This is a genomic window from Magnetovibrio sp. (assembly GCF_036568125.1).
Lineage (GTDB): Bacteria > Pseudomonadota > Alphaproteobacteria > Rhodospirillales > Magnetovibrionaceae > Magnetovibrio.
This window is the reverse complement of record NZ_DATCTF010000015.1, coordinates 265,923-285,763: the sequence shown is the minus strand read 5'-3', so window position 1 is coordinate 285,763 and position 19,841 is coordinate 265,923. Positions and strand designations below refer to the sequence as shown.

Sequence of the window (19,841 nt, the reverse complement as noted above, 5' to 3'; positions counted from 1 at the left end):
ATTTGACGTGAGTGCATCTGCGAAAGACAATTTGGTTTTGGCGCTGCCCAAGGGCCGCATCCTCGAAGAGGTAATGCCCATCGTGCGCGCCGCCGGTATCGAGCCCGAAGCCGACTTCGACGACCCGAAGTCGCGCAAGCTGTCGTTCGCCACCAATCACGCCAATCTGGAAATCATTCGCGTGCGCAGTTTCGATGTCGCCACTTTCGTCGCTTTCGGCGCGGCGCATTTGGGGGTTGCGGGTGCGGACGTGTTGATGGAATTCGACAATCCGGAAATTTACGCGCCGCTGGATCTCGGCATCGGATATTGCCGCATGGCCGTGGCCGAACCGGTCGAGCTGGGCCAAGAAGACGACCCCAGCACATGGTCGCATGTCCGTGTCGCCACCAAATATCCGGAAATCACCAAAAAGCACTTCGCCCATCGCGGCGTGCAGGCGGAATGCATCAAGCTCAACGGCGCGATGGAACTGGCCCCGGCGATGGGCCTGTGCTCGCGCATCGTCGATTTGGTGTCCACCGGGGCGACCTTGAAAGCCAATGGCTTGGTCGAGGTGGAAACCATCGCCGAGATCACCTCGCGGTTGGCGGTCAACCGCACCGCATGGAAAACCCGCCCCGACGAAATCGGCGGCTGGATCGAACGTTTCCGGGAGGCCATCGATGCCCAAGCGTCTTGATATTGCCGATGTCGATTTTGAAGCCCGGTTCCGAGAGGTCCTGGGCGCCAAACGCGAAGCCGACGTCGATGTGAACGAAGCGGTCGCGGCGATCTTGAAAGACGTGGCGACGCGCGGCGACGCGGCGGTGGTCGAATACACCAACCGGTTCGATCGTCAAAATCTCACCGCCGCCGACTTGGCCTTCAGCGCCGAAGAGATCGATGCGGCGGTGGCCAAGGTCGAGCCGGAGCTGCTTGACGCGTTGAAACTGGCCGCCGAGCGGATCGAAACTTTCCACGAACGGCAACTGCCCGATATGGAAGACTTCACCGACGACGACGGCGTGCGCCTGGGCTATCGCTGGACCGCGGTCGAAGCCGCAGGGCTTTACGTCCCGGGCGGCCTGGCGGCGTATCCGTCATCGGTGTTGATGAATGCCATTCCGGCCCACGTGGCGGGTGTGGAACGTCTGGTGATGGTGGTGCCGACGCCCGACGGCGTGATCAATCCGTTGGTTCTGGCGGCGGCGAAAATCGCCGGCGTGACCGAAATCTACCGCATCGGCGGCGCGCAAGCCGTGGGCGCGCTGGCTTACGGCACCGAAACCATCAAGGCGGTCGACAAAATCGTCGGACCCGGCAACGCCTATGTGGCGGCGGCGAAACGTCAGGTGTTCGGCACCGTGGGTATCGACATGATCGCCGGACCGAGCGAGATCTTGGTGGTCGCCGACGGCGAAAACGATCCCAGTTGGATCGCCGCAGATTTGCTCAGCCAGGCCGAACACGACAGCGTCGCGCAATCGATCCTCATCACCGACGACAAGGATTTTGCCAGCCGTGTCGAAGCGGCAGTGGAAAGCCATTTGAAGACCTTGGACCGCGAAGAGATCGCGCGCGCCAGCTGGTCCGATTACGGTGTGGTCATCACCGTCGACGATCTGATGGGCCAAGGTGTGGTGCTGGTCGACCGCATCGCGCCGGAACACCTGGAGCTGGCGGTAGCCGATCCCGATGCCCTGTCTCACGAAATCCGCAATGCGGGTGCGATTTTCCTCGGCCGATATACGCCCGAAGCCATTGGCGATTATGTCGCTGGCCCCAATCACGTCCTGCCGACCTCGCGCACGGCGCGGTTCTCATCGGGCCTGGGCGTTCTGGATTTCATGAAACGCACCACGTTCATCGGTTGCGACGCCGACAGCTTGAACGCAATCGGCCCGGCAGCGGTAAAACTGGCTGACGCCGAAGGTCTGCAAGCGCACGGCTTGTCCGTGTCGATCCGTTTGAACCGCGGCTAGTTGAACAGCGTACAGGCGGCGAAATGGGGGACGAGATGTCCGACAAGGCCCGCATCCAAAAGATCTTTCTCGACGAGCAAACGGTGGTCAACCGTAGCCCGCAGGTCGAACACGAACGCAAGGTCGCCATCTATGATTTGCTGGAAAACAATCACTTCAGCCTGATCGACGGTCCCGAGGGGCCGTATACCTTGCGCCTGTCGATCGAAGAAAACCGGCTTGCCTTCGACGTGCGCAGTGTCGATGACCAGCCGATCAAACGCTTCATGCTGGCGCTGTCGCCGTTTCGTTCCATCGTGCGCGAATACCTGATGGTCTGCGACAGCTATTACAAAGCCATCAAGACTTCCAGCCCGTCGCAGATCGAAGCCATCGACATGGGGCGGCGGGGCTTGCACAACGACGGCTCAGAAATTCTCGAACAGCGCCTCAAGGACAAGGCTGAACTGGATCACAACACCGCACGACGTTTGTTCACTTTGGTGTGCGTTCTGCACATTCGCGGGTGAGGGGTTCGCGAATGTCTCTACCCAAACCGATGCCGGGCGCCATTTTGTTTTCCTGCACGATGAACTCCATCCGTTCACCGATGGCGGCGGCGATCATGCGTCATTTTCACGGTCGTGATGTCTATGTCGATTCGGTTGGCGTACGGGCTCAGGACGTGGACGGCTTCGCCGTCACGGTGATGGATGAAATCGGCATCGATATTTCCGATCATCAGCCCAAGACCTTCGACGATTTGGAAGACAGCTCGTTCGACCTGGTGATCTCGTTGTCGCCGGAAGCTCAGCACAAGGCTGTGGACCTGACGCGCTATATGGCGTGCGAGGTGGAATTCTGGCATACATTCGATCCGAGTGTCGTCGAAGGCTCTCGCGAAGAACGCTTGCAAGCCTACAGACAAGTGCGCGATGAACTGATGGAGCGGATCAAGACGGAATTTCCGTTGCCGTCCGCGTATGACATTTGAGAATGTTTTTCGCTCAAATGTGGGAAAAAACTTGACCTTTGGGGCGCAACTGTCCACTTATGGGGCCGCCTCGAGCACAGCAAATGAGAGATTGATGGCAAAAGAAGAAGTACTTGAATTTTCCGGGGTCGTGACCGAACTCCTGCCCAACGCGATGTTTCGCGTCGAATTGGAAAACGGACATGAGATCCTGGCCCACACGGCGGGCAAAATGCGCAAGCACCGCATCCGCGTTCTCGCGGGTGACAAGGTGACGGTGGAAATGACCCCGTACGACCTGACCAAGGGTCGCATCACGTTCCGCTTCAAATAAGATCGTCCACGCCTTTGTGTGGTTTTGATCGCGAAGGAAAAGGGACGTCTGCGCCTTGATCGGTCACATTCCCTTGATTCTGGCCTCCGCTTCGCCCCGACGCGTTGAGCTTTTGGCGCAGATCGGCGTGACGCCCGACCAGATCTTGCCCGCGCATGTGGATGAGGTCGCGTTGAAAGATGAGCGCCCCATCGACATGGCGCGCCGTCTGGCCGACGCGAAAGCCCAAGAAATTCAAAAACAGCATCCCAACGCCTGCGTCATCGGCGCCGACACTGTCGTCTCGGTGGGGCGGCGCATTCTCGGCAAGGCCGAGGACGAAGCCCAGGCGCGGGCGTACCTATCATTGCTGTCGGGACGCAGCCACCGGGTGATCGGCGGCTTGGCGATCTTGGCGCCCGGCGGCGTCAAAGTGGTCAAGGCGATTACCACCAAGGTCGATTTCAAACGTCTCAGTGTGCAAGAAATCGACGGCTACATTGCGTCCGACGAGTGGCACGACAAGGCCGGCGCCTACGCCATTCAGGGCCGTGCCGGCGCGTTCGTCAAATCCATCAACGGTTCGTACGCCAACGTTGTCGGTCTGGCGATCCACGAGGTCGCCAACGCCCTCAAGGGCCTCGGCGTTCATCCTGCGGGCTTGATATAGGGGGCGGGCTTGATGGACAGCTTGATCGTTCGTGTGCGCCCCGGAGAAACGCGCATCGCACGCGCCGATGCGGACGGGCGGCTCAAGGATTTCGCCATTTACCGTGAACAAAACGCAGGCTTGGTCGGCGACGTGTTTTTGGGCCGAATAAAGAAAGTCATTCCCGCCATGGAAGCCGCATTCGTCGACATCGGCGCGGAGCGTGACGGATTTTTGGCGCTACCCGAAGCCCGGCCCCAACCCCATATGGGCGGTGGCGAAGCGCCGCGCGACCGGATTTCCGACTACGTTCACGAAGGCGAAGCCGTGCTGGTGCAGGTGCTGGCCTCGGCGCGCGACAGCAAGGGGCCGAAACTGACGCGGAGGGTGAACGTCACCGGGGCGTTTTTGGTCCTGACGCCGAATGATCCGGGCATTCGTGTATCCAAGCGCATCCGCGACGACGCGGAACGCAACCGCCTGCGTGCCGTGCTCACCGGGCTGTTGAACGGCCGTGAGGGCTGCGTGGTGCGCTCCGGCGCCGAAGGGGCGGGGCAGAAGACCTTGCAGGGCGAAATCGGCCTGCTGCGGGTGCGTTGGGCGGATATGCTGGCGCACGCCGAGCAACAGACACCGCCCGCGTTGGTCAGCGGCGACGTCCCCCCGGCGATCCAATTTCTCACCGAAAACGGCCACGGCGGTCTGAGCAAGATCGTCGTCGACGATGCGCCGACGGCAAAAAAGCTGGAAGCGGAGTTGAGTAAGCTCGAGGCGTTGCCTTCAGGCGGCGTTCAGCGCCATCCCGGCAGTGCCGACGTGTTTGAAAGCGAAGGCATTGCCGACGAGGTCGCGGGCTTGATGAACGCCCAGGTGCGCTTGCCCGGCGGCGGTTCGTTGATCATCGAAGAAACCGCGGCTGTGACCACCATCGACGTCAATGTCGGCGGCGCCGGGGGCGGCGGCGGTCGTGCGGGCGACGTCGCGCTGGCCACCAATCTGGATGCAATGAAAGAGACCGCACGGCAGATGCGTTTGCGCAATCTCGCCGGTTTGATCGTCATCGACATCGTCAGTATGACCGGTAAAGACGGGCCGGGGCGGGTGGTGACGGCATTGAAAGAGGCCTTGGCGCAAGATCCTGCCAGCCCACAGGTTTTGGGCACCACCCGGGGCGGATTGCTGGAAGTGACCCGCCCGCGCCGTCGTCCGCCGTTGTCGACGCAGTTGATGGCACCGTGCCCGGTGTGCGGAACGGGGCGTGCCGAAGCGCCGCTGTCGGTGGGCTATCGGGCGTTGGACCGGGTGTTGGCGGAAGTCTGGGCGCAGCCGTCGCTGATTCCCGCGTTGAGACTCCACCCCAGCATCGCGCGGGCATTGAAGGATGAGGGCCAAGCGGCGCTCGATGACATGGAAAACAAATTGGGCCAACCCTTGGAACTGGTCCCCGACGACAAGCTCGGTCACGGCCAATTTCGGGTCGAACCGGCCCAGAGGTGAGAGTATGAACGACGACAAGGTGGTTGAGTTGAAAGTGGTGAAAAAGGCCGCAAAGTGCCCGATTTGCACCAAACCGGCCGTGGAATCCTACCGCCCGTTTTGTTCCAAACGATGCGCCGATATCGATTTGGGCAAGTGGCTTGGCGAAGACTATCGCATCCCCACCGAGGAAGTTCCGGGCGCCGACGGCCCGTTTGGCGACGACGAGGTGTAAAAGACTGAAAAAAGGTGCATTCCAGTGCTGGACAGAGGCGTCGGAATTTCCTATAAACCGGGCCTCACCAACGCACAGGGACTTCGGCCCCGGTGACCATATGCCCAGGTAGCTCAGTTGGTAGAGCAGCGGATTGAAAATCCGCGTGTCGGTGGTTCAAATCCGCCCCTGGGCACCATTATTCTAAACCCCCGAGATTTATTTCTCGGGGGTTTTCTTTTGAAAAGATGGATGTGTGCCCAGAGGGGGCTTGATGCTCTGTTGAGGATCATGTGGCTTCGGCACGTTACGGGGAAATGTCCCCAAGCCAATTCAATTGGCGGGCAATTCAATCCAGAACGTGCTGCCTACGTTGATTTGGCTTTCAAAGCCAATGCTTCCGCCCATGGCTTCCACCAGTTGTTTGGTCACGGTGAGTCCCACCCCAGTGCCGGCAATGACGCTATTTTCCTGTCCCAGGCGCTCAAAGGGCTCGAAGACTTTATGGTGTAGCTCTTCTGCAATGCCGTGGCCATTATCGGAAACCTCGAACCGCACCATACCGCCTTTCGGGCCTGTTACTGCGATGGTCACATGGCCATCTTCACGATTGTATTTTACGGCGTTGGACATGAGGTTCAACATGACCTGTTTCAGGCGCATAGTGTCGGCGCGTACCTCTCCCGTATAGGACAGGTCGGTCGATAACGAGATTTTGCTGTGTTCGGCCTGGGGCTGAATAAACGAAACGCAGTCTTGTATCAAAAGCGGAACTTTGATGTCCGACAGGTGAAGATCAAGTCGTCCGGTTTCGATGCGCGCCAAATCCAATATCTGTTCAATAAGTTCGAGCAGATGCCGGCCACCTTTGAGAATTTGGGCCACGCCTTGCTTTTGAGAAGGAGATAATGGTGGGTTGTGGTCGAGCTCAAGGATCTGGCCGAACCCGAGGATGGAGTTCAAAGGCGTTCGCAGCTCGTGGCTCATCGAAGAGAGGAATTCAGATTTTGCGGAGTTTGCCTTTTCCGCTTCCAGGCGCGCACGTTGCAATTCAGCCGTCCTGACTTCAACGAGTTCCTGGATCAATTTTTGCCGACCTGTAACGATCATAGTCAAGACGGAGACCATTGCCGACAGCAGCACCATTGCCAGGAAAATGAACCAAGACGCCGAGGATGCGTGTTCAGCAAAAAAGTCGGAGTTGGGGCGAACGGTTAAGACCCATTTGCGCCCGGGCACGCTCAGGTCTTGGGTCCAGAGGGTAACGCCAAAGTCCTTTGATCTCTGATCCAGCTTGTGCGTTCTGAGCTTATGCTCTTCCGAAGTTTCACGGGGATACAGCAGTTCCGATCCCGGTTCGGAGCTGCTATCCGTTAAAGAGATATCGAGATGCTCGTGTCTGCCGTTGTGCAACACATCATTGACGATCGTGCCAATGCTGTAAACGCCGGTAATATATCCTAATAACCGATTTTGCCTGTCGGTTATGCCCTGTGGGGCGGGCCCTTGACCAAAAAAGGGCATGAATACCAACACACCGAATTGCTTGGCGGTCTCCTGCACCAACGTGATGCGCCCGGTTGTCATCGCTTCGCCGGTGTCTCTGGCCGTATCCAGTGCTTTTCTACGTGCCACATTCGATCCCACGTCAAATCCAAGGGCGAGGCGATTCTGTGCCAACGGCTCTATGTAGGATACGACAATATGATCCGGCCGTACGGATGCAGGAACAAGGTCGCCATTTGCGTTGCGTTCGGTAATCGCGAAACCCGGTGCCAGCGGGTCTTTCATCCTGCGCACAAAGGCGCTTACATCGTCTTCGCGTACAATTTCGTTCCACGAAATTGCGCGCAGGCCGGGGTAATCCTCCAAAATGCCCCACGTGATATTCCGGAAATCGACTCGGTTGATAATGCCAAAATTGTGGAAAATGTCCCGAACCCGATCCAATCCGGAAAGTGAGTCCTGAAGCGATCTTTCGAGTGTCTGTGTGACGGACTGGGCATGATTTTGGAAGACCAGTTCGACTCGCTTTTGCTCCAGCGACTTGGCGGTTTCGTACACTGCGACCGAAAGGGACAGCATGATGGTCGAAGTAATCAAAACCGCGATGAAGCGGTTTCTCGTGGTTTCCTTATGGGGGGACCAGAACAAGACAATGATCGGCGCAATGACCACGACGCCAAGTGTATCGCCCAACCACCAGATCGCGGCAATCCGGACAACATCGTCCTGAGAGATGATGCCGAAGCCCCATAATGCAATACTGCCGGTCGCGGCATTGATGACGCATGCAAGGGCACCGCCCAGTGCAAAAAAGCGGAAAACATCTTGTTCCCGTTCCAGGCGTGTTGGGAAACCGATAAAGCGTTTGATTAAAAACAGACCCATGAGAGCCTGTGCTGTGGCACCGAGGCCAATGGCGGCACTTAATGTATGGTTCGTGAACGCAAAGGGATCGCCAACGAGAAGGTTGTTCAAGTAAGAACCCAGAAACACCCCGACCGAGGCGACCGGTCCCCGTATCAATACGGAGCCAAGCGCCAATCCCGCAGCCGGCCAGATGGGGGATGCATACCCTGCTCCAGACGCGACGTAAAGGGCAAGACGACCGAGGATAAGATATGCTGTGCCAACAGACAGTACGACAAACAGAAGCTTTAGGACGCCAAGATTTTGCGGCGAAAATGTAGCTTGCTCAGCTTCTGATCGTTTATCAAACATTATGCCCGCTCTTTTCCGAAGTATTGCAGATCAGATTTTATCAAGGGTAGCCCATCCTAAATTCAAAGATAGTACTTTTCGACATAATTGAGCGGGTCGGTTTCAATTGGGCAAAATTGCAGTTTATGCCACCGCTTCTCGCAGGTCCTTGTATATTGGCGGCTGGGTGTTTTGTTGTCGTGTTTCCAAGGCGCACAGCGATACTCAGAATATGTTCAATAGGCGGAAGCAATTATGAATCCTGGAATTTTGGGCCTGGTGACGGCGCTCAGTTGGGGCAGTAGCGATTTTTTGGCGCGGTTGTCGGGGCGCGCGGTAGGCCCGGCTCGCACCTTGGTGGTGATTTTCGCTATCTCATCGGTTCTGCTGGCACCGTTTGCGATGGATGCGATTACGGCGATGCGCGCCGATGGCGCATTAAGCATGCTGGTGGCGGCGACCGGGCTGTGTGTTTTGCTCGGCACTTGGCTTTTGTATCTGTCGTTGACCCGCGGGCCGTTGTCGGTGGCGGTGCCGATCGTGTCCAGTTATCCGGTGCCGTTGGTGGTCTATGGTGTTGCGGTCGGCGGCTTCGTCCCTGCGCCTGCAATGTGGGCCGCGATCGGTGCGACGTTGTGCGGCGTTTGGATCGTCAGTCGCGCCGGTCACAAGGTTCAGCATAAAGACGGCCATGTTCAAGGGCGCATCGGCGTGACCATCGCCATTTGCATCGCGACCATTTTGACCTTCGATGTCGCCATCGTGCTGACCGATAAGTTGGCCGCAGAAATCGGCCTGCCCGCAGCCCTTTGGAGCACGCGCACCACCGCATTCGCCGTGCTCGCCGCGGTGTTTTTAATGCGACGTCAATCGATGAACATCGGCCTGAAATGGTGGGGTGTGCTGAGCGCCCAAGGGGCCATCGAACTGATGGGCTACATGGCGTTGTTTTCTGCCCAGACCTTGGGTGGCACCACCATCGCCAGCGTGGTCAGTTCGGCATACGGCGTGGTGACGATCTTGTTGGCGCGCACCATCCTCAAGGAAGCGATGTCGTTGCCACAATTGATGGGCATGGCGTTGGTGTTCGCCGGTGTGGTGGCGGTGACGGCCCTCAGTTAGGCACAGAACCCGCTAGGGCATTACGCTGCCACCGTTGGGGCCGATGATTTGGCCGCTGAGGTAGGTGGATCCCGGTCCGGCGAGGAACAGCGCCACCGCCGATATTTCATCGACTGTACCGATGCGTTTGAGCACGGTGAGCTCTTTTTCCTTTTCCGCCCATTCCGCGGACATGTTTTCCAGGTCCAGCATGTCGGTGTCGATAGGACCGGGGGCGATGGCGTTGACCAAGACATGCGGCGCGAATTCCCGCGCCCACGATTTGGTCAATGCGTTGATCGCGCCCTTGGAGGCGCAATAAGCCGAAAAGTCTTCGCGCCCGGTAAAGCTGAGATCGGATGAGATGTTGATCACCCGTGTGCCGTCCCGGCCAACCATACGGCGCAACGCTTCGCGCCCGACCAAAAATTGGCCGCGCAGGTTGACGTTCATCAGCCAGTCGAAATCGTCGGCGGTGGTGTCGAGCAACGGCTTTTCCAAAATGACTCCGGCGTTGTTGACCAAGATGTCGAGCGGGCCGATGGCGTCGACGGCCTCATAGAGCGCCACGATCTGTTGTTCGTTGGCAACGTCGGCGGCGATGGCGATTGCTTTGCCGCCGTGCGCTTCGATGCCGGACACCACAGCGGCCGCTTCGTCAGTGCCGGAACGATAGCTCAGCACCACGGTCGCGCCTTGGGCGGCGAAAATTTCGGCGATAGCTTTGCCGATGCCGCGCGATGCCCCCGTGACCAGGGCGATCTTGCCGTCGAGTTGTCCCGTCATCCCATCAATTCTCCACGGTCCACGTTCAAGCTTTGTCCGGTGACGTTGGCCGCCGCGTCGGACGCCAGGAATAGATACGTGTCGATCATGTCGTCCGGTTCCATCAAGCCATCCAGCGCTTGGGCCGACAGAATCTCATCGAGCAATTCGTCTTGGTCGCGGCCGGTTTCCGTCGCCATGTGCTTGAGGGAATTCATCGCCGCATCGGTTTTGACCCAACCGGGGCACACCGCGTTGACGTTGATGCCCTTGGGGCCGAGTTCTTGGGCAAGTGCGCGCATGAAGCCGATGTTGGCGTGCTTGGATGCGCAATAGGCCGACATGTCGGCCACCGCCGTCTGTCCCCAGATGGACGAGGTGATGACGATCTTTCCGCCCGGTCCCATCTTACGCACGGCCTCGCGGGTGACGTAGTAGGTACCCATCACATTGATGTCGATGATGCGGCGAAAGGTCGCCTCGACCGCGTCGCCGTCTTCCAGGATCGGCGTCGGACGTTCGAATCCCGCGTTGTTGATCAACACGTCGATGCGTGAAAAGGCGCCGATAACCTCGCGTGCGCGGGTGCGGTCCGAAATGTCGCAGATGTGTCCGGCAACGGATGCGCCGGTTTCGTCGCGCAAATTTTGGGCTGTCGTTTTGATGGCGTCGGTGGTCGCCAAGATGTGCAAGTCCGCACCCGCTTGGGCGAAGCCGCGTGCCACACCCAGGCCGATACCGCGCGATGCGCCCGTGACCAGAACCGTTTTGCCGCTGAAATCGTAAGTGACTTGAGCCATGTCGATTACACCTCGAATTCGTTCCGTATCGCGGCCGTGATATCCGCGCCAACCTGTTCAGCGATCAGGCGGCCTTTGTCCGCCGTCGCGCCTTTGGCCGAAATCAGCGCGCCGCTGTCGGGTACCCAATGGCGGTGCGGTGGCCACACATCGTACGGGCCGCTTTCGGCTGCCGGATTGTCGGGAAGTTTATCCGTGTGCACCAAGTCTGGATAGTAGTGCATCATTAAGGACGTTTCCAAAACGGCGGCGTGTTCCAGTTCGATGCCGGGGAAACCGTCGGGGAACACTTGAGCCAAGGTCCGGTCGGTCAAGAATTCCCAGTGCTGCAAGACCATCACCTTCAGGCCGCTGTCTTTCAGTTCGCGGTATGCCAGATCGACGCCTTCGTTGAGGAACCAGAGGTTTTCGTAATTGCCGTCGATGACGCAGATCTTGCGCGCGCCATGGCGCACCAGTTCGCGGATCAGATCGCGTATCACATGGGAAAAGGTCGCGCCGTCCAAGCCGATGGTGCCGGCGAAGAACGGTCCGCCACCGGACCGCGGCATGGATTTGTAGCCGAACGGGATAGGCGGCGTGACAATGCCGTCCACCGCGCGGGCAACTTCCAACGCCATGGCTTGAGGTAACTGAAAGTCGACGCCCAGCGGCAGGTGCGGGCCGTGTTGTTCGGTGGTTCCGGTGGGAATGAACACCACTGCACCGGCTTCGATGTGGGCGGCGAATTCGGGCGACGTCATTTCCGCCATCAGGTGACGATTGGCCTTGTGGGCTGACATGGGGGGCTCCTTATAAGTCGTCGGCGTGATCGGCGCCCTGTTCGCGCATCAAGCGCATGATGCGGCGTTCCATATCGGCGTAGCCTGGCAAAGTCAGCACGTCTTCTTTTTTCAGTATGCGTTGGCCGTTCTTGAATTCGGGCAGCATGTTTTCCAAAACCGTTCCGGGGTGAGAGGAAAAGAAAATGATTCGATCGCCCAAGAACAACGCCTCTTCGATGTCATGGGTGACCATGACCACGGTGGTCTCGGTGCTTTCGACGATCGACATCATCAGCTCTTGCATGTTCCAGCGGGTTTCCGCATCCAATGCGCCGAAGGGTTCGTCCATCAGCAACAAGCTGGGCGAGTTGGCCAGCGTGCGGGCAATGGCGACGCGTTGTTTCATGCCGCCGGACAGTTGCTTGGGATAGGCATCTTTGAACTTGCTGAGCTTCACCAAGTCGATGAAATGTTGTGCGCGCTCGCGCCGTTCGGCTTTGGGGATACGGTTGAGCTTCATGCCGTATTCGACGTTTTGTTGAACGGTCAACCAATCGAACGAGGTGTAGCTTTGAAACACCATGCCGCGTTCGCGGTCTGCACCGCGGATTTCGTGGCCGTCCAGTTTCATGGTGCCACCGCTGGTTTCTTCCAACCCGGCGATCATGCGCAACACCGTCGACTTGCCGCAGCCGCTTGGGCCGAGCAGGATGCAAAATTCATTGTCGAGCACGTCGAAGGTGGTATCGGTGACGGCGGTGATCTGCGCGCCGGCGCGAACCTGAAAGATCTTGGCGACGTCACGCACAGCCAGTTTTACATTGCGGGGTGAGGTGCTCATCGTCCATGGGTCTCCAGATAGGGGAACAGCTTTCTGTGTGCGACCTTGAACAGGTAGTCGAACGCAAGCCCCAGAACGCCGATGACGACGATGCCAGCGAGGATTTCGTCGGTGTGCAAGAACCGCTTGGCACGCATCATCATCGCGCCGATGCCGTTGGTGGAGGCGACGATTTCCGCAATCACCAAGTAGGTCCAGCTCATCGCCAACATCTGGCGCATGGCGGTCATCACATCGGGCATCACGGCGGGGATCATCACGGTCCAAAGAATCTGTTTGCGATTGCCGCCCAACGTCAGCGCGGTTTCAATCAGTTCGGTGCGGACATTTTTGGTGTGATCCATGATGATGGTGGTGAGGAACCACACCACGCCGATAAACAGAAGCGCAAGTTTCGGCGCTTCGCCGGTGCCGAACCACATCAACAGGATCGGAATGAAACTGGGTGCGGGCAGGTAACGCCATGCGGAAACGAAGGGATTGAAGAATGCCTCGATCGATCGAAACGAGCCCATCAAAATACCCAGCGGCACGGCGATGACGCACGCGGCGATGAAGCTGGCGAGGATACGATATATGCTGATGCCGATGTCGCCGAGAAAGCCGCGTTCGGCGATCAGGTTGTAAAGCGCGACGACAACTTTTTGCGGTCCGGGGACAAGCAGTTCGCTCACCCAGCCCATGGCCGACGACATCTCCCACAATCCAAAGAAGATCATCCATACGCTCACGCCCAAACCGATGACGGCGGGGGCGGGGATGGTTTTTTTGTAATCGAACCAACGCCAATGTTTCATGTTAGGGGGTCACATTAAAATTCGTGGGAATACCTGGGGGGGAGGTGGCGACCCGTTGCCAGGTCGCCACCCCATCTTTGCGCTTATTATTGACGCGCTTGCAGGGACTGGCTGTAGCCGCCCTTGGCCAACTCATCCATCAACGAGCAATCGATGCCCTGTGCCGGATCGTGGCTTTCTTTCAACACGCCCAACTTCACCCACCAGTCGTTGGTGATCTTGACGGCGTCCTTGAAACCGCCATTGGTGCCGAACGGCGGCTCGCCGGGAATGGAACCGCAGAACTGAGCGGCTTCGTTGAAGTCGAACATATAGATGCCGCCCAAGAAGAACTTACCGTTGGTGCCGGTGACGTATTCGATGTCGCCGACCGGCCATTGCAGGTATTCGGCCCACAGCTTGTTCACTTCGTCGGTGTGGTCGTGCCAGTACTGCACGGCGTCCCAACGGACCTTCAACATGTCCAACGCGGCTTTGCGGTTGTTCTTGATGAAGTCGGCGTTCATGTAGATGGAATCGCCGAACAGGCCGAGTTTCTTGTAGTCGTCTTGCGCGGTGTCGGCGACGATCTGGGTGCCCTTGAGCGCTTCGGTCAGTTTGGACGTCCACGGCTCGTACATGTACGCGGCGGCGATGTCGCCGGAAATCATCGGGCCCACACCTTCGTCGGCGTTGAGGTTGACCCACGTCACGTCGGACGGCTTGATGCCGTTTTTGTCGAGCCACAGCCCGACCACGATGTGACCGATGAAAGCTTCCGGTGCGGCGACCTTCTTGCCTTTGATGTCGGCGACCGAGATGCCGGGCGCGAGCACGACCTGGTCGACGCCGTATGACGGGTTGGTGAACGCCACGTTGACGATCGGCAACTTGTTTTCAACCGCTACCGGGATGTAATCCAGCGTCGAGACGTAAACGTCGATGTTGCCCGCTGCCAATTGGTTGTGGCCTGCGATGGGATCTTCGAAAATGGTGATTTCCATGTCATAGCCGGGGGCCATGTTTTTGACCCGCGCCAGTTCGTAGAAGGCGTAGCCCGGCCACGAAACGGCGACGCCGATTTTGATTTTTTCCTTGGCTGACGCTTCGGCGACGACGCCGAATGCCATCAGAGGCAGAAGCAACAGTCCTGCGATGATTTGTTTGAAGTTCATCAAACCCTCCATAAATAACGATATGACACGGCACGCGTCTAAAGACTCAGGTAAGCGGCGTCGTGGCCCAATTCAAAATAAACTTTACCTGACTTAAAACTTTAGTCCACTATAATTTTAGTCCACTACAATTTTTTCTTCGACCTCGGCGATCAAGCGACTATCCTTTGATCGATTCCTCCTCCTCCTTAAGGTGATTGCATGTCAGGACTGCGCGAACATAAAAAGGAAGGCCGCCGCCAGCGGATCTTGGATGCGGCGCGCGAGCATTTTCGCGATCGTGGGTTTGACGCCACGACCATCGAAATGATCGCCGAAAGCGCGGATGTCTCTGCCGTGACAGTCTACAACCATTACCGCACCAAAGGCGGCGTGTTGTTGGCGTTGGTAACGCGCAGCGACGACCTGTTGATCGATAAGATCGAAGCCTTGATGGACATTGCGCAGAGTGACCCGCTGGAAGCCATCGTCGGTTTTTCCAAGACCATCAACGAACATGCGTTTTCGTATCTGAACCGCGAAATCTGGCGCCACGTGATCGCCACCTCGATCTTGGAGGGTAACACCGAATTCGGTGCGGTGTATCGGCGCTTGGATCAAACCCTGATCGAACAGTTGGAACGGTTTCTAAAACGCTTTGAGACCCTGGCTCACGATTGCGACTGCGAAACCGCGGCTGAGGTTCTGTACAACGTGCACAACGCACGCTTTTTGGAGTTCATCATCGACCGCACGCGCACGCGTGAAGCCCGCGATCGCTTGACGCGGCGCGATCTGGAATTCGTTCTGGGGCGTTTGGCTTAAGTTCTCTCAGCCGCGTTTTGCGTGGGCGTCGGCCAGCACGCAGAGAATCTCGAACATCAATGTGGCACCGACCAGGGCCGTGGTGCCGGACGGATCGAACGGCGGCGCAACCTCGACGACATCGCCGCCGACCAGGTTGAGCCCTTGAAGGCCGCGGATCATGACCTGAGCGTCGTACGTGTTGTAGCCGCCGATTTCCGGCGTGCCGGTGCCCGGTGTGTAGGCGGGGTCGATGCCGTCGACATCAAAGGTGACGTAGGCTGGACCGTCGCCGATCACGCGGCGAATTTCTTCGACCACCTTGTCCGCGCCCATCTTGAAATATTCTTCGATATAAATCACGCGCATGCCGTTCTGTTCGGCGAACGCCATGTCTTCGGCGCCGTAGATGGAACCGCGAATGCCGATCTGGATGGTGCGTTTGGGATCGATCAAGCCTTCTTCGACGGCGCGGCGAAACGGCGTGCCGTGGGTGTACTTGTTGTCGCCGAAATAGGTGTCATTGGTGTCGGAATGGGCGTCGAAATGGATCAAGCCCACCGGACCGTTTTTGGCCACCGCGCGCAGCACCGGCAACGAACACAAATGATCGCCGCCCGCCGACAGCGGCACCGCGCCGGCATCAATCACGCGGTTCATGAACGCGGTGATCTGATCCATGGTGTCGATCATGTCGAACGGATTGGTTTCGACGTCGCCGAGATCCGCGACCCGGCACAGGTCGTACGGCGCGATGCGGCTGACGTGATGCACGGCGCGCATGAAGCTCGATTGGTTGCGGATTTCACGCGGACCGTGACGCGCACCGGCGCGATTGGTGGTGCCCGCATCCCAGGGAATTCCGATCAAGGCGATGTCGACCAGCGCCGGATCGGTCACATGCGGCAAGCGCATGAACGTCGGCATGCCGCCAAAGCGCGGCATGGCGCTGGCGTCGATGGGCTGGAATTTTTCGGATGAGTCGGACATCGTGGGCCTCTGTATTCGTAAGATCTGGGGAGGAGTGCGTGGGGGATCATTGCCTGAAAGCGAAGGCGCGATCAACGGCTTTTGTAATAGGGTTAAGGCCGGACCTTGGAAAAGAGGGTCCGGCCTTCAGGGCGTTACAGACGCTTTAGTTGGTCTTTTGACGGGCGGGAGTCTTGGTGCGCCAAGCTTTGTAGCCGAGCGCGACGGCACCCGCGACGGCGGCGATCAGAGCCACGTGCAGCGGATCGCTGAGCATGTGGGCAAGCTCCGCCGTCAGGGCCATTTCAGCGTGTCCGTCGGTGTGGGCGAACGCAGCTGTCGGGGCCAAGGTGGCGATGGTGATGGTCAGTGTGCGGATCATAGGTGTTCTCCTCAATGTGGATGATGATGGTGATGGCCATGGGCGTGGGCATGGTCGTGCGCCGCTTCGTCGGGGTCGCGGCCGTCGCGAACGGCCAGCAGTTGGGCGAGCGAATAGCTTTCTCTGCCGTGGGCGTGCACGTACAGGAATTCCAACAGCAGGGCGCTGGTGACCATTTCGCTGGGCAGCGGATGGTAGACCAGCTCTGTCGAGCCAAAGCCCGGCGCGGCGGTGCCGACGGTGAAGGTGTCGGACACCTTCACCTCGACCAGTTTGCTGGGCGGTTGACCGTCCAGGTTCAGTTCCATCGGCAAGCCCGCGAGGCGCATGAAACCGAGCTTGTCGGTGGCGCTGCGATAGCCTTCGACGAAGGCGTGTTCCAACAGTATGATCTCATCGGCATTCATGTAGGCGCTCCCTTAAAAGCTGACCGGCTTGTCGATGATGTGTTTGTGTGCGCCCATCTTGCCGTGCGCGACCAAGGTGCCGAGCACATCGACCACTACGCGGGTGCCGAACAGCGAGGTGATGTCGGAGGTGTCGTAAGGCGGCGAGACCTCGACCACTTCCATGCCGCAGAGTCCCTCCGCCGCGACCTTGCCGACCAGCGACAACGCTTCGCGGGGCAGGAAGCCACCCGGTTCCGGCCAGCCGGTTCCGGGAACGAAACCGCAATCGACGCAATCGACGTCAAAGCTGAGATACACCGCATCGGCGTCTTTCCACGCCAAGTCGAGTGCGACTTCGGCGACCTTATCGATGCCCATTTCCTCGACGTCGCGCATGGTTAGGATGTTGGTGTCACGCTTGCGGATTTCCTTCACTGCTTCGCGCGGAACCTGCCACCCGCCGATACCGATCTGCACCAAGTTGGTGGCGGGCACGTTGGGCATGTTGGTGGCGTGGAACCACGGCGTGGTGTGCATGCGTTCGTCCAAGTCTTTTTCCTGGATGTCGGCATGGCGGTCGAAATGGATGATGCCGATTTTCTTGGTGGTGCATTCGGCTATGCCGCGCACGGTGGGATAACCGATGGAATGATCGCCGCCCAAGATGATCGGCATGGCACCGCTTGAGAACACGTGGCTCATGGCCTTGGTGATCTGGTCGAAGGTCTTTTCGATGTTGGCGGGAATGGTGAACACGTCGCCCGCGTCGCACAGCGTCATCTGTTCACGCAGATCTACCCCCATCTCGTAGTTGTAAGGGGTGTACAGCGCGGAAATACGGCGCATGCCTTGCGGGCCGAAACGGGTGCCCGGACGATAGGTGGTGCCGCCGTCGAACGGCACCCCCATGATGGCGGCGTCGTAGCGCCCTACGTCGCGGACGTTTTCGGCGTAAGGCGCTTTCAAGAACGTGTTGATGCCGGCAAAGTGCGGCAGTTCGCCGCGCGAAAAAGTCGGGATGGAGCGATCCTCAATCGAATCCGCACCTTGCAGGCCGTTGTCCAACGCCCATTTCTGTTCCGCTTTCCAGGCGTCTTCGGGCAGTTCGGCTTCTTTAAGCGCGGACTTCCAGCCCTGGGCCTGCATCTTGGAAAAGTCGGGGTGGTGAAATCGTTTTTCCGTTCCGGTGAACGCCGCATGCGCGCGGGTGTGTTTGTCATGTTGGAAAAACATGGTGTTAGTCCTTCTTTTTGCGGTCGAGGTTTTGAATGTCTTTCAGCTCGGCTTTGGTTTTGCTTGCGAGCGGAAGGTCGTAGGTGATGGTGGCGCCGTACGCGCCGGGTTCGTCGGGATCGATGCGCACCTTGTCGAACACCAACAGGCGCGTACCCAACTTGAAGCCTTCTTCCAAATCGTGGGTGACCATGAACACGGTCATGTCGTTGTCGTTCCACAGCTTGGTGATCAGGTCGTGCATGTCGGCGCGGATGCCGGGATCTAGCGCGCCGAACGGCTCATCGAGCAACAACACCTTCGGTTTCTTCACCAGCGCCTGGGCGATGGCGAGGCGCTGTTGCATGCCGCCGGAAAGTTCTGCGGGGTATTTGTCCGCCGCGTGGTCGAGGCCGACGGCTTCCAGATACGTGCGCGCCTCGTCCAACGCGGCCTTGCGGGGCGCGCCGAACAAGCGGCCCAAGAACGGTGCGCGTTCGGTCTCCAAACCGAAGGCGACGTTTTGTGCGGCGGTCAAATGGGGAAACACCGAATAGCGCTGAAACACGATGCCGCGATCCGGCCCCGGATCGTCGGGCAGCGGTGCGCCGTCGATGGTGATCGATCCGCGCGTCTGCGCTTCCTGGCCCAGCAAGATGCGCAAAAAGGTACTCTTGCCGCAGCCAGACGCGCCGACGATGGAACAAAAGGTCTTTTCCTTGAGGTCGAGGTTGACCCGTTCCAGCACGATTTGACCGGGGTATTCCTTCCACAGGTTGACGACTGAAATTTTCGTCATCTCAGTGGCCTCCCAGTTTTGCCCAGGGGAACGCCTTGCGGCTGATCCAGCTCAAGACAAAATCCATGACGAAGGCCAGCAGGGTGATCCACACCACGTACGGCAAGATCACATCCATGGACATGTAGCGGCGCACCAAGAAGATGCGATAGCCGAGGCCTTCGGTCGAAGCGATGGCCTCGGCGGCAATCAAAAACAGCCACGCGGGACCGAGCGACAGGCGCACGCTGTCGATCAGACGCGGCATGGTTTGCGGCAGCACCACGCGTAATGCCACCTGCCACGAACTGGCGCCCAGGGTTTGCGCCTTGATCAATTGCTCTCCGGGCAGGCTTTGCACCCACAGTTGGATGTCGCGCATGAAAAACGGCATCACGCCAAACACGATGAGAACGACTTTCGCACCTTCGCCAAGGCCGAAGACGATGAACAGGATCGGCAGCACCGCCAGTGGCGGAATCATCGACAGCACCGCTATGAACGGCGATAGCGCCGCGCGCGCATAAGGAACCAAGCCCGCCGCAATGCCTATGGCGAGCCCGCCCAAGGTGGCGACGAACATACCCAGGCCTAAGCGCAAGAGACTCGCCCAGGTGTCGTCCCAAAACAGATATGCGCCGGATCGTTTATCGGGGGTGAACGCCAGACGATAAATGGTGTCGGCGATGGTGCCGAGAGACGGCAGCAACTTGTCGCTTGGGTTCGCCTCAAGACGAATATCCGAACCGATCAAGTATGCCGCCGCCACCAGCACGAAGGGCAGCGCGGCCAACCATGCCGCGCTTGCCCGACCGGGGTGTCGGTTTATGAGCCG

23 protein-coding genes and 1 tRNA gene are annotated in these 19,841 nt (G+C 58.7%); 11 read left to right on the top strand and 13 right to left on the bottom strand.

Features of this window, described 5'->3' with window-relative positions:
- Positions 1–7 precede the first annotated feature (7 nt).
- The 9 genes from hisG to VIN96_RS14030 all read left to right on the top strand — a co-directional run bounded on the left by hisG (position 8) and on the right by VIN96_RS14030 (position 5,767).
- Positions 8–682: an ATP phosphoribosyltransferase gene (gene hisG / locus VIN96_RS14070; RefSeq protein WP_331896954.1), complete on the top strand. Its 675-nt coding sequence runs from the start codon at positions 8–10 to the stop codon at positions 680–682.
- Positions 666–1,964 (top strand): histidinol dehydrogenase, encoded by a 1,299-nt coding sequence (hisD, locus tag VIN96_RS14065; RefSeq protein WP_331896953.1) that lies wholly within the window; start codon positions 666–668, stop codon positions 1,962–1,964. The genes hisG and hisD overlap by 17 nt, the downstream gene beginning before the upstream one ends.
- Before the next feature lie 23 nt (positions 1,965–1,987).
- A complete protein-coding gene (locus tag VIN96_RS14060; protein WP_414675618.1) occupies positions 1,988–2,473 on the top strand; it encodes a UPF0262 family protein in 486 nt (161 codons plus the stop codon).
- Positions 2,474–2,484: 11 nt separating this feature from the next.
- Positions 2,485–2,937, top strand: a complete 453-nt coding sequence (locus VIN96_RS14055) for an arsenate reductase ArsC (protein WP_331896951.1) — start codon at positions 2,485–2,487, stop codon at positions 2,935–2,937.
- A 94-nt stretch (positions 2,938–3,031) separates the two neighbouring features.
- On the top strand, positions 3,032–3,250 hold the full coding sequence (gene infA, locus VIN96_RS14050; RefSeq protein WP_331896949.1) for a translation initiation factor IF-1: 219 nt from the start codon (positions 3,032–3,034) through the stop codon (positions 3,248–3,250).
- Between the two features lie 55 nt (positions 3,251–3,305).
- Complete coding sequence (locus VIN96_RS14045; protein WP_331896947.1) at positions 3,306–3,899, top strand: Maf family protein; 594 nt, start codon at positions 3,306–3,308, stop codon at positions 3,897–3,899.
- Positions 3,900–3,911: 12 nt separating this feature from the next.
- Positions 3,912–5,375 (top strand): ribonuclease E/G, encoded by a 1,464-nt coding sequence (locus VIN96_RS14040; RefSeq protein WP_331896945.1) that lies wholly within the window; start codon positions 3,912–3,914, stop codon positions 5,373–5,375.
- Positions 5,376–5,379: 4 nt separating this feature from the next.
- Complete coding sequence (locus tag VIN96_RS14035; protein WP_414675616.1) at positions 5,380–5,589, top strand: DNA gyrase inhibitor YacG; 210 nt, start codon at positions 5,380–5,382, stop codon at positions 5,587–5,589.
- A gap of 102 nt (positions 5,590–5,691) precedes the next feature.
- Positions 5,692–5,767: transfer RNA gene (locus VIN96_RS14030), tRNA-Phe, on the top strand.
- A gap of 134 nt (positions 5,768–5,901) precedes the next feature.
- Here the strand turns inward: VIN96_RS14030 and VIN96_RS14025 are convergent.
- Positions 5,902–8,292, bottom strand: coding sequence for a CHASE domain-containing protein (locus VIN96_RS14025; protein WP_331896943.1), 2,391 nt, complete (start codon positions 8,290–8,292; stop codon positions 5,902–5,904).
- 234 nt (positions 8,293–8,526) lie between these two features.
- On the opposite strand from VIN96_RS14025, the gene VIN96_RS14020 reads away from it, so the two are divergent.
- Entirely contained in the window at positions 8,527–9,393 is an 867-nt protein-coding gene (locus VIN96_RS14020) for a DMT family transporter (RefSeq protein WP_331896941.1), read from the top strand.
- 12 nt (positions 9,394–9,405) lie between these two features.
- On the opposite strand, the gene VIN96_RS14015 is transcribed toward VIN96_RS14020, so the two are convergent.
- The 6 genes from VIN96_RS14015 to VIN96_RS13990 all read right to left on the bottom strand — a co-directional run bounded on the left by VIN96_RS14015 (position 9,406) and on the right by VIN96_RS13990 (position 14,493).
- Positions 9,406–10,158 carry an SDR family NAD(P)-dependent oxidoreductase gene (locus tag VIN96_RS14015; RefSeq protein ID WP_331896939.1) on the bottom strand — a complete coding sequence of 251 codons (753 nt, stop codon included), beginning with the start codon at positions 10,156–10,158 and terminating at the stop codon, positions 9,406–9,408.
- Positions 10,155–10,937 (bottom strand): SDR family oxidoreductase, encoded by a 783-nt coding sequence (locus VIN96_RS14010; RefSeq protein WP_331896938.1) that lies wholly within the window; start codon positions 10,935–10,937, stop codon positions 10,155–10,157. The genes VIN96_RS14015 and VIN96_RS14010 overlap by 4 nt, the downstream gene beginning before the upstream one ends.
- Positions 10,938–10,942: 5 nt before the next feature.
- Positions 10,943–11,719 carry a creatininase gene (locus VIN96_RS14005; protein WP_331896937.1) on the bottom strand — a complete coding sequence of 259 codons (777 nt, stop codon included), beginning with the start codon at positions 11,717–11,719 and terminating at the stop codon, positions 10,943–10,945.
- Between the two features lie 10 nt (positions 11,720–11,729).
- Positions 11,730–12,542, bottom strand: coding sequence for an ABC transporter ATP-binding protein (locus tag VIN96_RS14000; RefSeq protein WP_331896935.1), 813 nt, complete (start codon positions 12,540–12,542; stop codon positions 11,730–11,732).
- Positions 12,539–13,339: an ABC transporter permease gene (locus tag VIN96_RS13995; protein ID WP_331896933.1), complete on the bottom strand. Its 801-nt coding sequence runs from the start codon at positions 13,337–13,339 to the stop codon at positions 12,539–12,541. The genes VIN96_RS14000 and VIN96_RS13995 overlap by 4 nt, the downstream gene beginning before the upstream one ends.
- An 86-nt stretch (positions 13,340–13,425) precedes the next feature.
- Complete coding sequence (locus VIN96_RS13990; protein ID WP_331896931.1) at positions 13,426–14,493, bottom strand: ABC transporter substrate-binding protein; 1,068 nt, start codon at positions 14,491–14,493, stop codon at positions 13,426–13,428.
- 201 nt (positions 14,494–14,694) lie between these two features.
- Between VIN96_RS13990 and VIN96_RS13985 the strand changes: the two genes are divergently transcribed.
- Positions 14,695–15,297, top strand: a complete 603-nt coding sequence (locus VIN96_RS13985; RefSeq protein ID WP_331896929.1) for a TetR/AcrR family transcriptional regulator — start codon at positions 14,695–14,697, stop codon at positions 15,295–15,297.
- Positions 15,298–15,303: 6 nt separating this feature from the next.
- On the opposite strand, the gene speB is transcribed toward VIN96_RS13985, so the two are convergent.
- The 6 genes from speB to VIN96_RS13955 all read right to left on the bottom strand — a co-directional run bounded on the left by speB (position 15,304) and on the right by VIN96_RS13955 (position 19,799).
- Positions 15,304–16,266 carry an agmatinase gene (speB, locus tag VIN96_RS13980; protein ID WP_331896928.1) on the bottom strand — a complete coding sequence of 321 codons (963 nt, stop codon included), beginning with the start codon at positions 16,264–16,266 and terminating at the stop codon, positions 15,304–15,306.
- 145 nt (positions 16,267–16,411) lie between these two features.
- Positions 16,412–16,627 (bottom strand): hypothetical protein, encoded by a 216-nt coding sequence (locus tag VIN96_RS13975; protein WP_331896926.1) that lies wholly within the window; start codon positions 16,625–16,627, stop codon positions 16,412–16,414.
- Positions 16,628–16,638: 11 nt separating this feature from the next.
- Positions 16,639–17,034, bottom strand: a complete 396-nt coding sequence (locus VIN96_RS13970) for a hypothetical protein (RefSeq protein ID WP_331896924.1) — start codon at positions 17,032–17,034, stop codon at positions 16,639–16,641.
- Positions 17,035–17,046: 12 nt separating this feature from the next.
- Entirely contained in the window at positions 17,047–18,249 is a 1,203-nt protein-coding gene (locus VIN96_RS13965; RefSeq protein ID WP_331896922.1) for an agmatinase family protein, read from the bottom strand.
- A 4-nt stretch (positions 18,250–18,253) separates the two neighbouring features.
- Positions 18,254–19,027, bottom strand: a complete 774-nt coding sequence (locus VIN96_RS13960) for an ABC transporter ATP-binding protein (protein WP_331896920.1) — start codon at positions 19,025–19,027, stop codon at positions 18,254–18,256.
- A 1-nt stretch (position 19,028) separates the two neighbouring features.
- Positions 19,029–19,799, bottom strand: a complete 771-nt coding sequence (locus tag VIN96_RS13955) for an ABC transporter permease (RefSeq protein ID WP_331896918.1) — start codon at positions 19,797–19,799, stop codon at positions 19,029–19,031.
- Positions 19,800–19,841: the final 42 nt, after the last annotated feature.

Coding starts and splice junctions, on each gene's coding strand:
- hisD (WP_331896953.1), top strand. CDS start 666: ATGCCCAAGCGTCTTGATATTGCCGATGTCGATTTTGAAGCCCGGTTC.
- VIN96_RS14060 (WP_414675618.1), top strand. CDS start 1,988: ATGGGGGACGAGATGTCCGACAAGGCCCGCATCCAAAAGATCTTTCTC.
- VIN96_RS14055 (WP_331896951.1), top strand. CDS start 2,485: ATGTCTCTACCCAAACCGATGCCGGGCGCCATTTTGTTTTCCTGCACG.
- infA (WP_331896949.1), top strand. CDS start 3,032: ATGGCAAAAGAAGAAGTACTTGAATTTTCCGGGGTCGTGACCGAACTC.
- VIN96_RS14040 (WP_331896945.1), top strand. CDS start 3,912: ATGGACAGCTTGATCGTTCGTGTGCGCCCCGGAGAAACGCGCATCGCA.
- VIN96_RS14035 (WP_414675616.1), top strand. CDS start 5,380: ATGAACGACGACAAGGTGGTTGAGTTGAAAGTGGTGAAAAAGGCCGCA.
- VIN96_RS14025 (WP_331896943.1), bottom strand. CDS start 8,292: ATGTTTGATAAACGATCAGAAGCTGAGCAAGCTACATTTTCGCCGCAA.
- VIN96_RS14020 (WP_331896941.1), top strand. CDS start 8,527: ATGAATCCTGGAATTTTGGGCCTGGTGACGGCGCTCAGTTGGGGCAGT.
- VIN96_RS14015 (WP_331896939.1), bottom strand. CDS start 10,158: ATGACGGGACAACTCGACGGCAAGATCGCCCTGGTCACGGGGGCATCG.
- VIN96_RS14010 (WP_331896938.1), bottom strand. CDS start 10,937: ATGGCTCAAGTCACTTACGATTTCAGCGGCAAAACGGTTCTGGTCACG.
- VIN96_RS14005 (WP_331896937.1), bottom strand. CDS start 11,719: ATGTCAGCCCACAAGGCCAATCGTCACCTGATGGCGGAAATGACGTCG.
- VIN96_RS14000 (WP_331896935.1), bottom strand. CDS start 12,542: ATGAGCACCTCACCCCGCAATGTAAAACTGGCTGTGCGTGACGTCGCC.
- VIN96_RS13995 (WP_331896933.1), bottom strand. CDS start 13,339: ATGAAACATTGGCGTTGGTTCGATTACAAAAAAACCATCCCCGCCCCC.
- VIN96_RS13990 (WP_331896931.1), bottom strand. CDS start 14,493: ATGAACTTCAAACAAATCATCGCAGGACTGTTGCTTCTGCCTCTGATG.
- VIN96_RS13985 (WP_331896929.1), top strand. CDS start 14,695: ATGTCAGGACTGCGCGAACATAAAAAGGAAGGCCGCCGCCAGCGGATC.
- speB (WP_331896928.1), bottom strand. CDS start 16,266: ATGTCCGACTCATCCGAAAAATTCCAGCCCATCGACGCCAGCGCCATG.
- VIN96_RS13975 (WP_331896926.1), bottom strand. CDS start 16,627: ATGATCCGCACACTGACCATCACCATCGCCACCTTGGCCCCGACAGCT.
- VIN96_RS13970 (WP_331896924.1), bottom strand. CDS start 17,034: ATGAATGCCGATGAGATCATACTGTTGGAACACGCCTTCGTCGAAGGC.
- VIN96_RS13965 (WP_331896922.1), bottom strand. CDS start 18,249: ATGTTTTTCCAACATGACAAACACACCCGCGCGCATGCGGCGTTCACC.
- VIN96_RS13960 (WP_331896920.1), bottom strand. CDS start 19,027: ATGACGAAAATTTCAGTCGTCAACCTGTGGAAGGAATACCCCGGTCAA.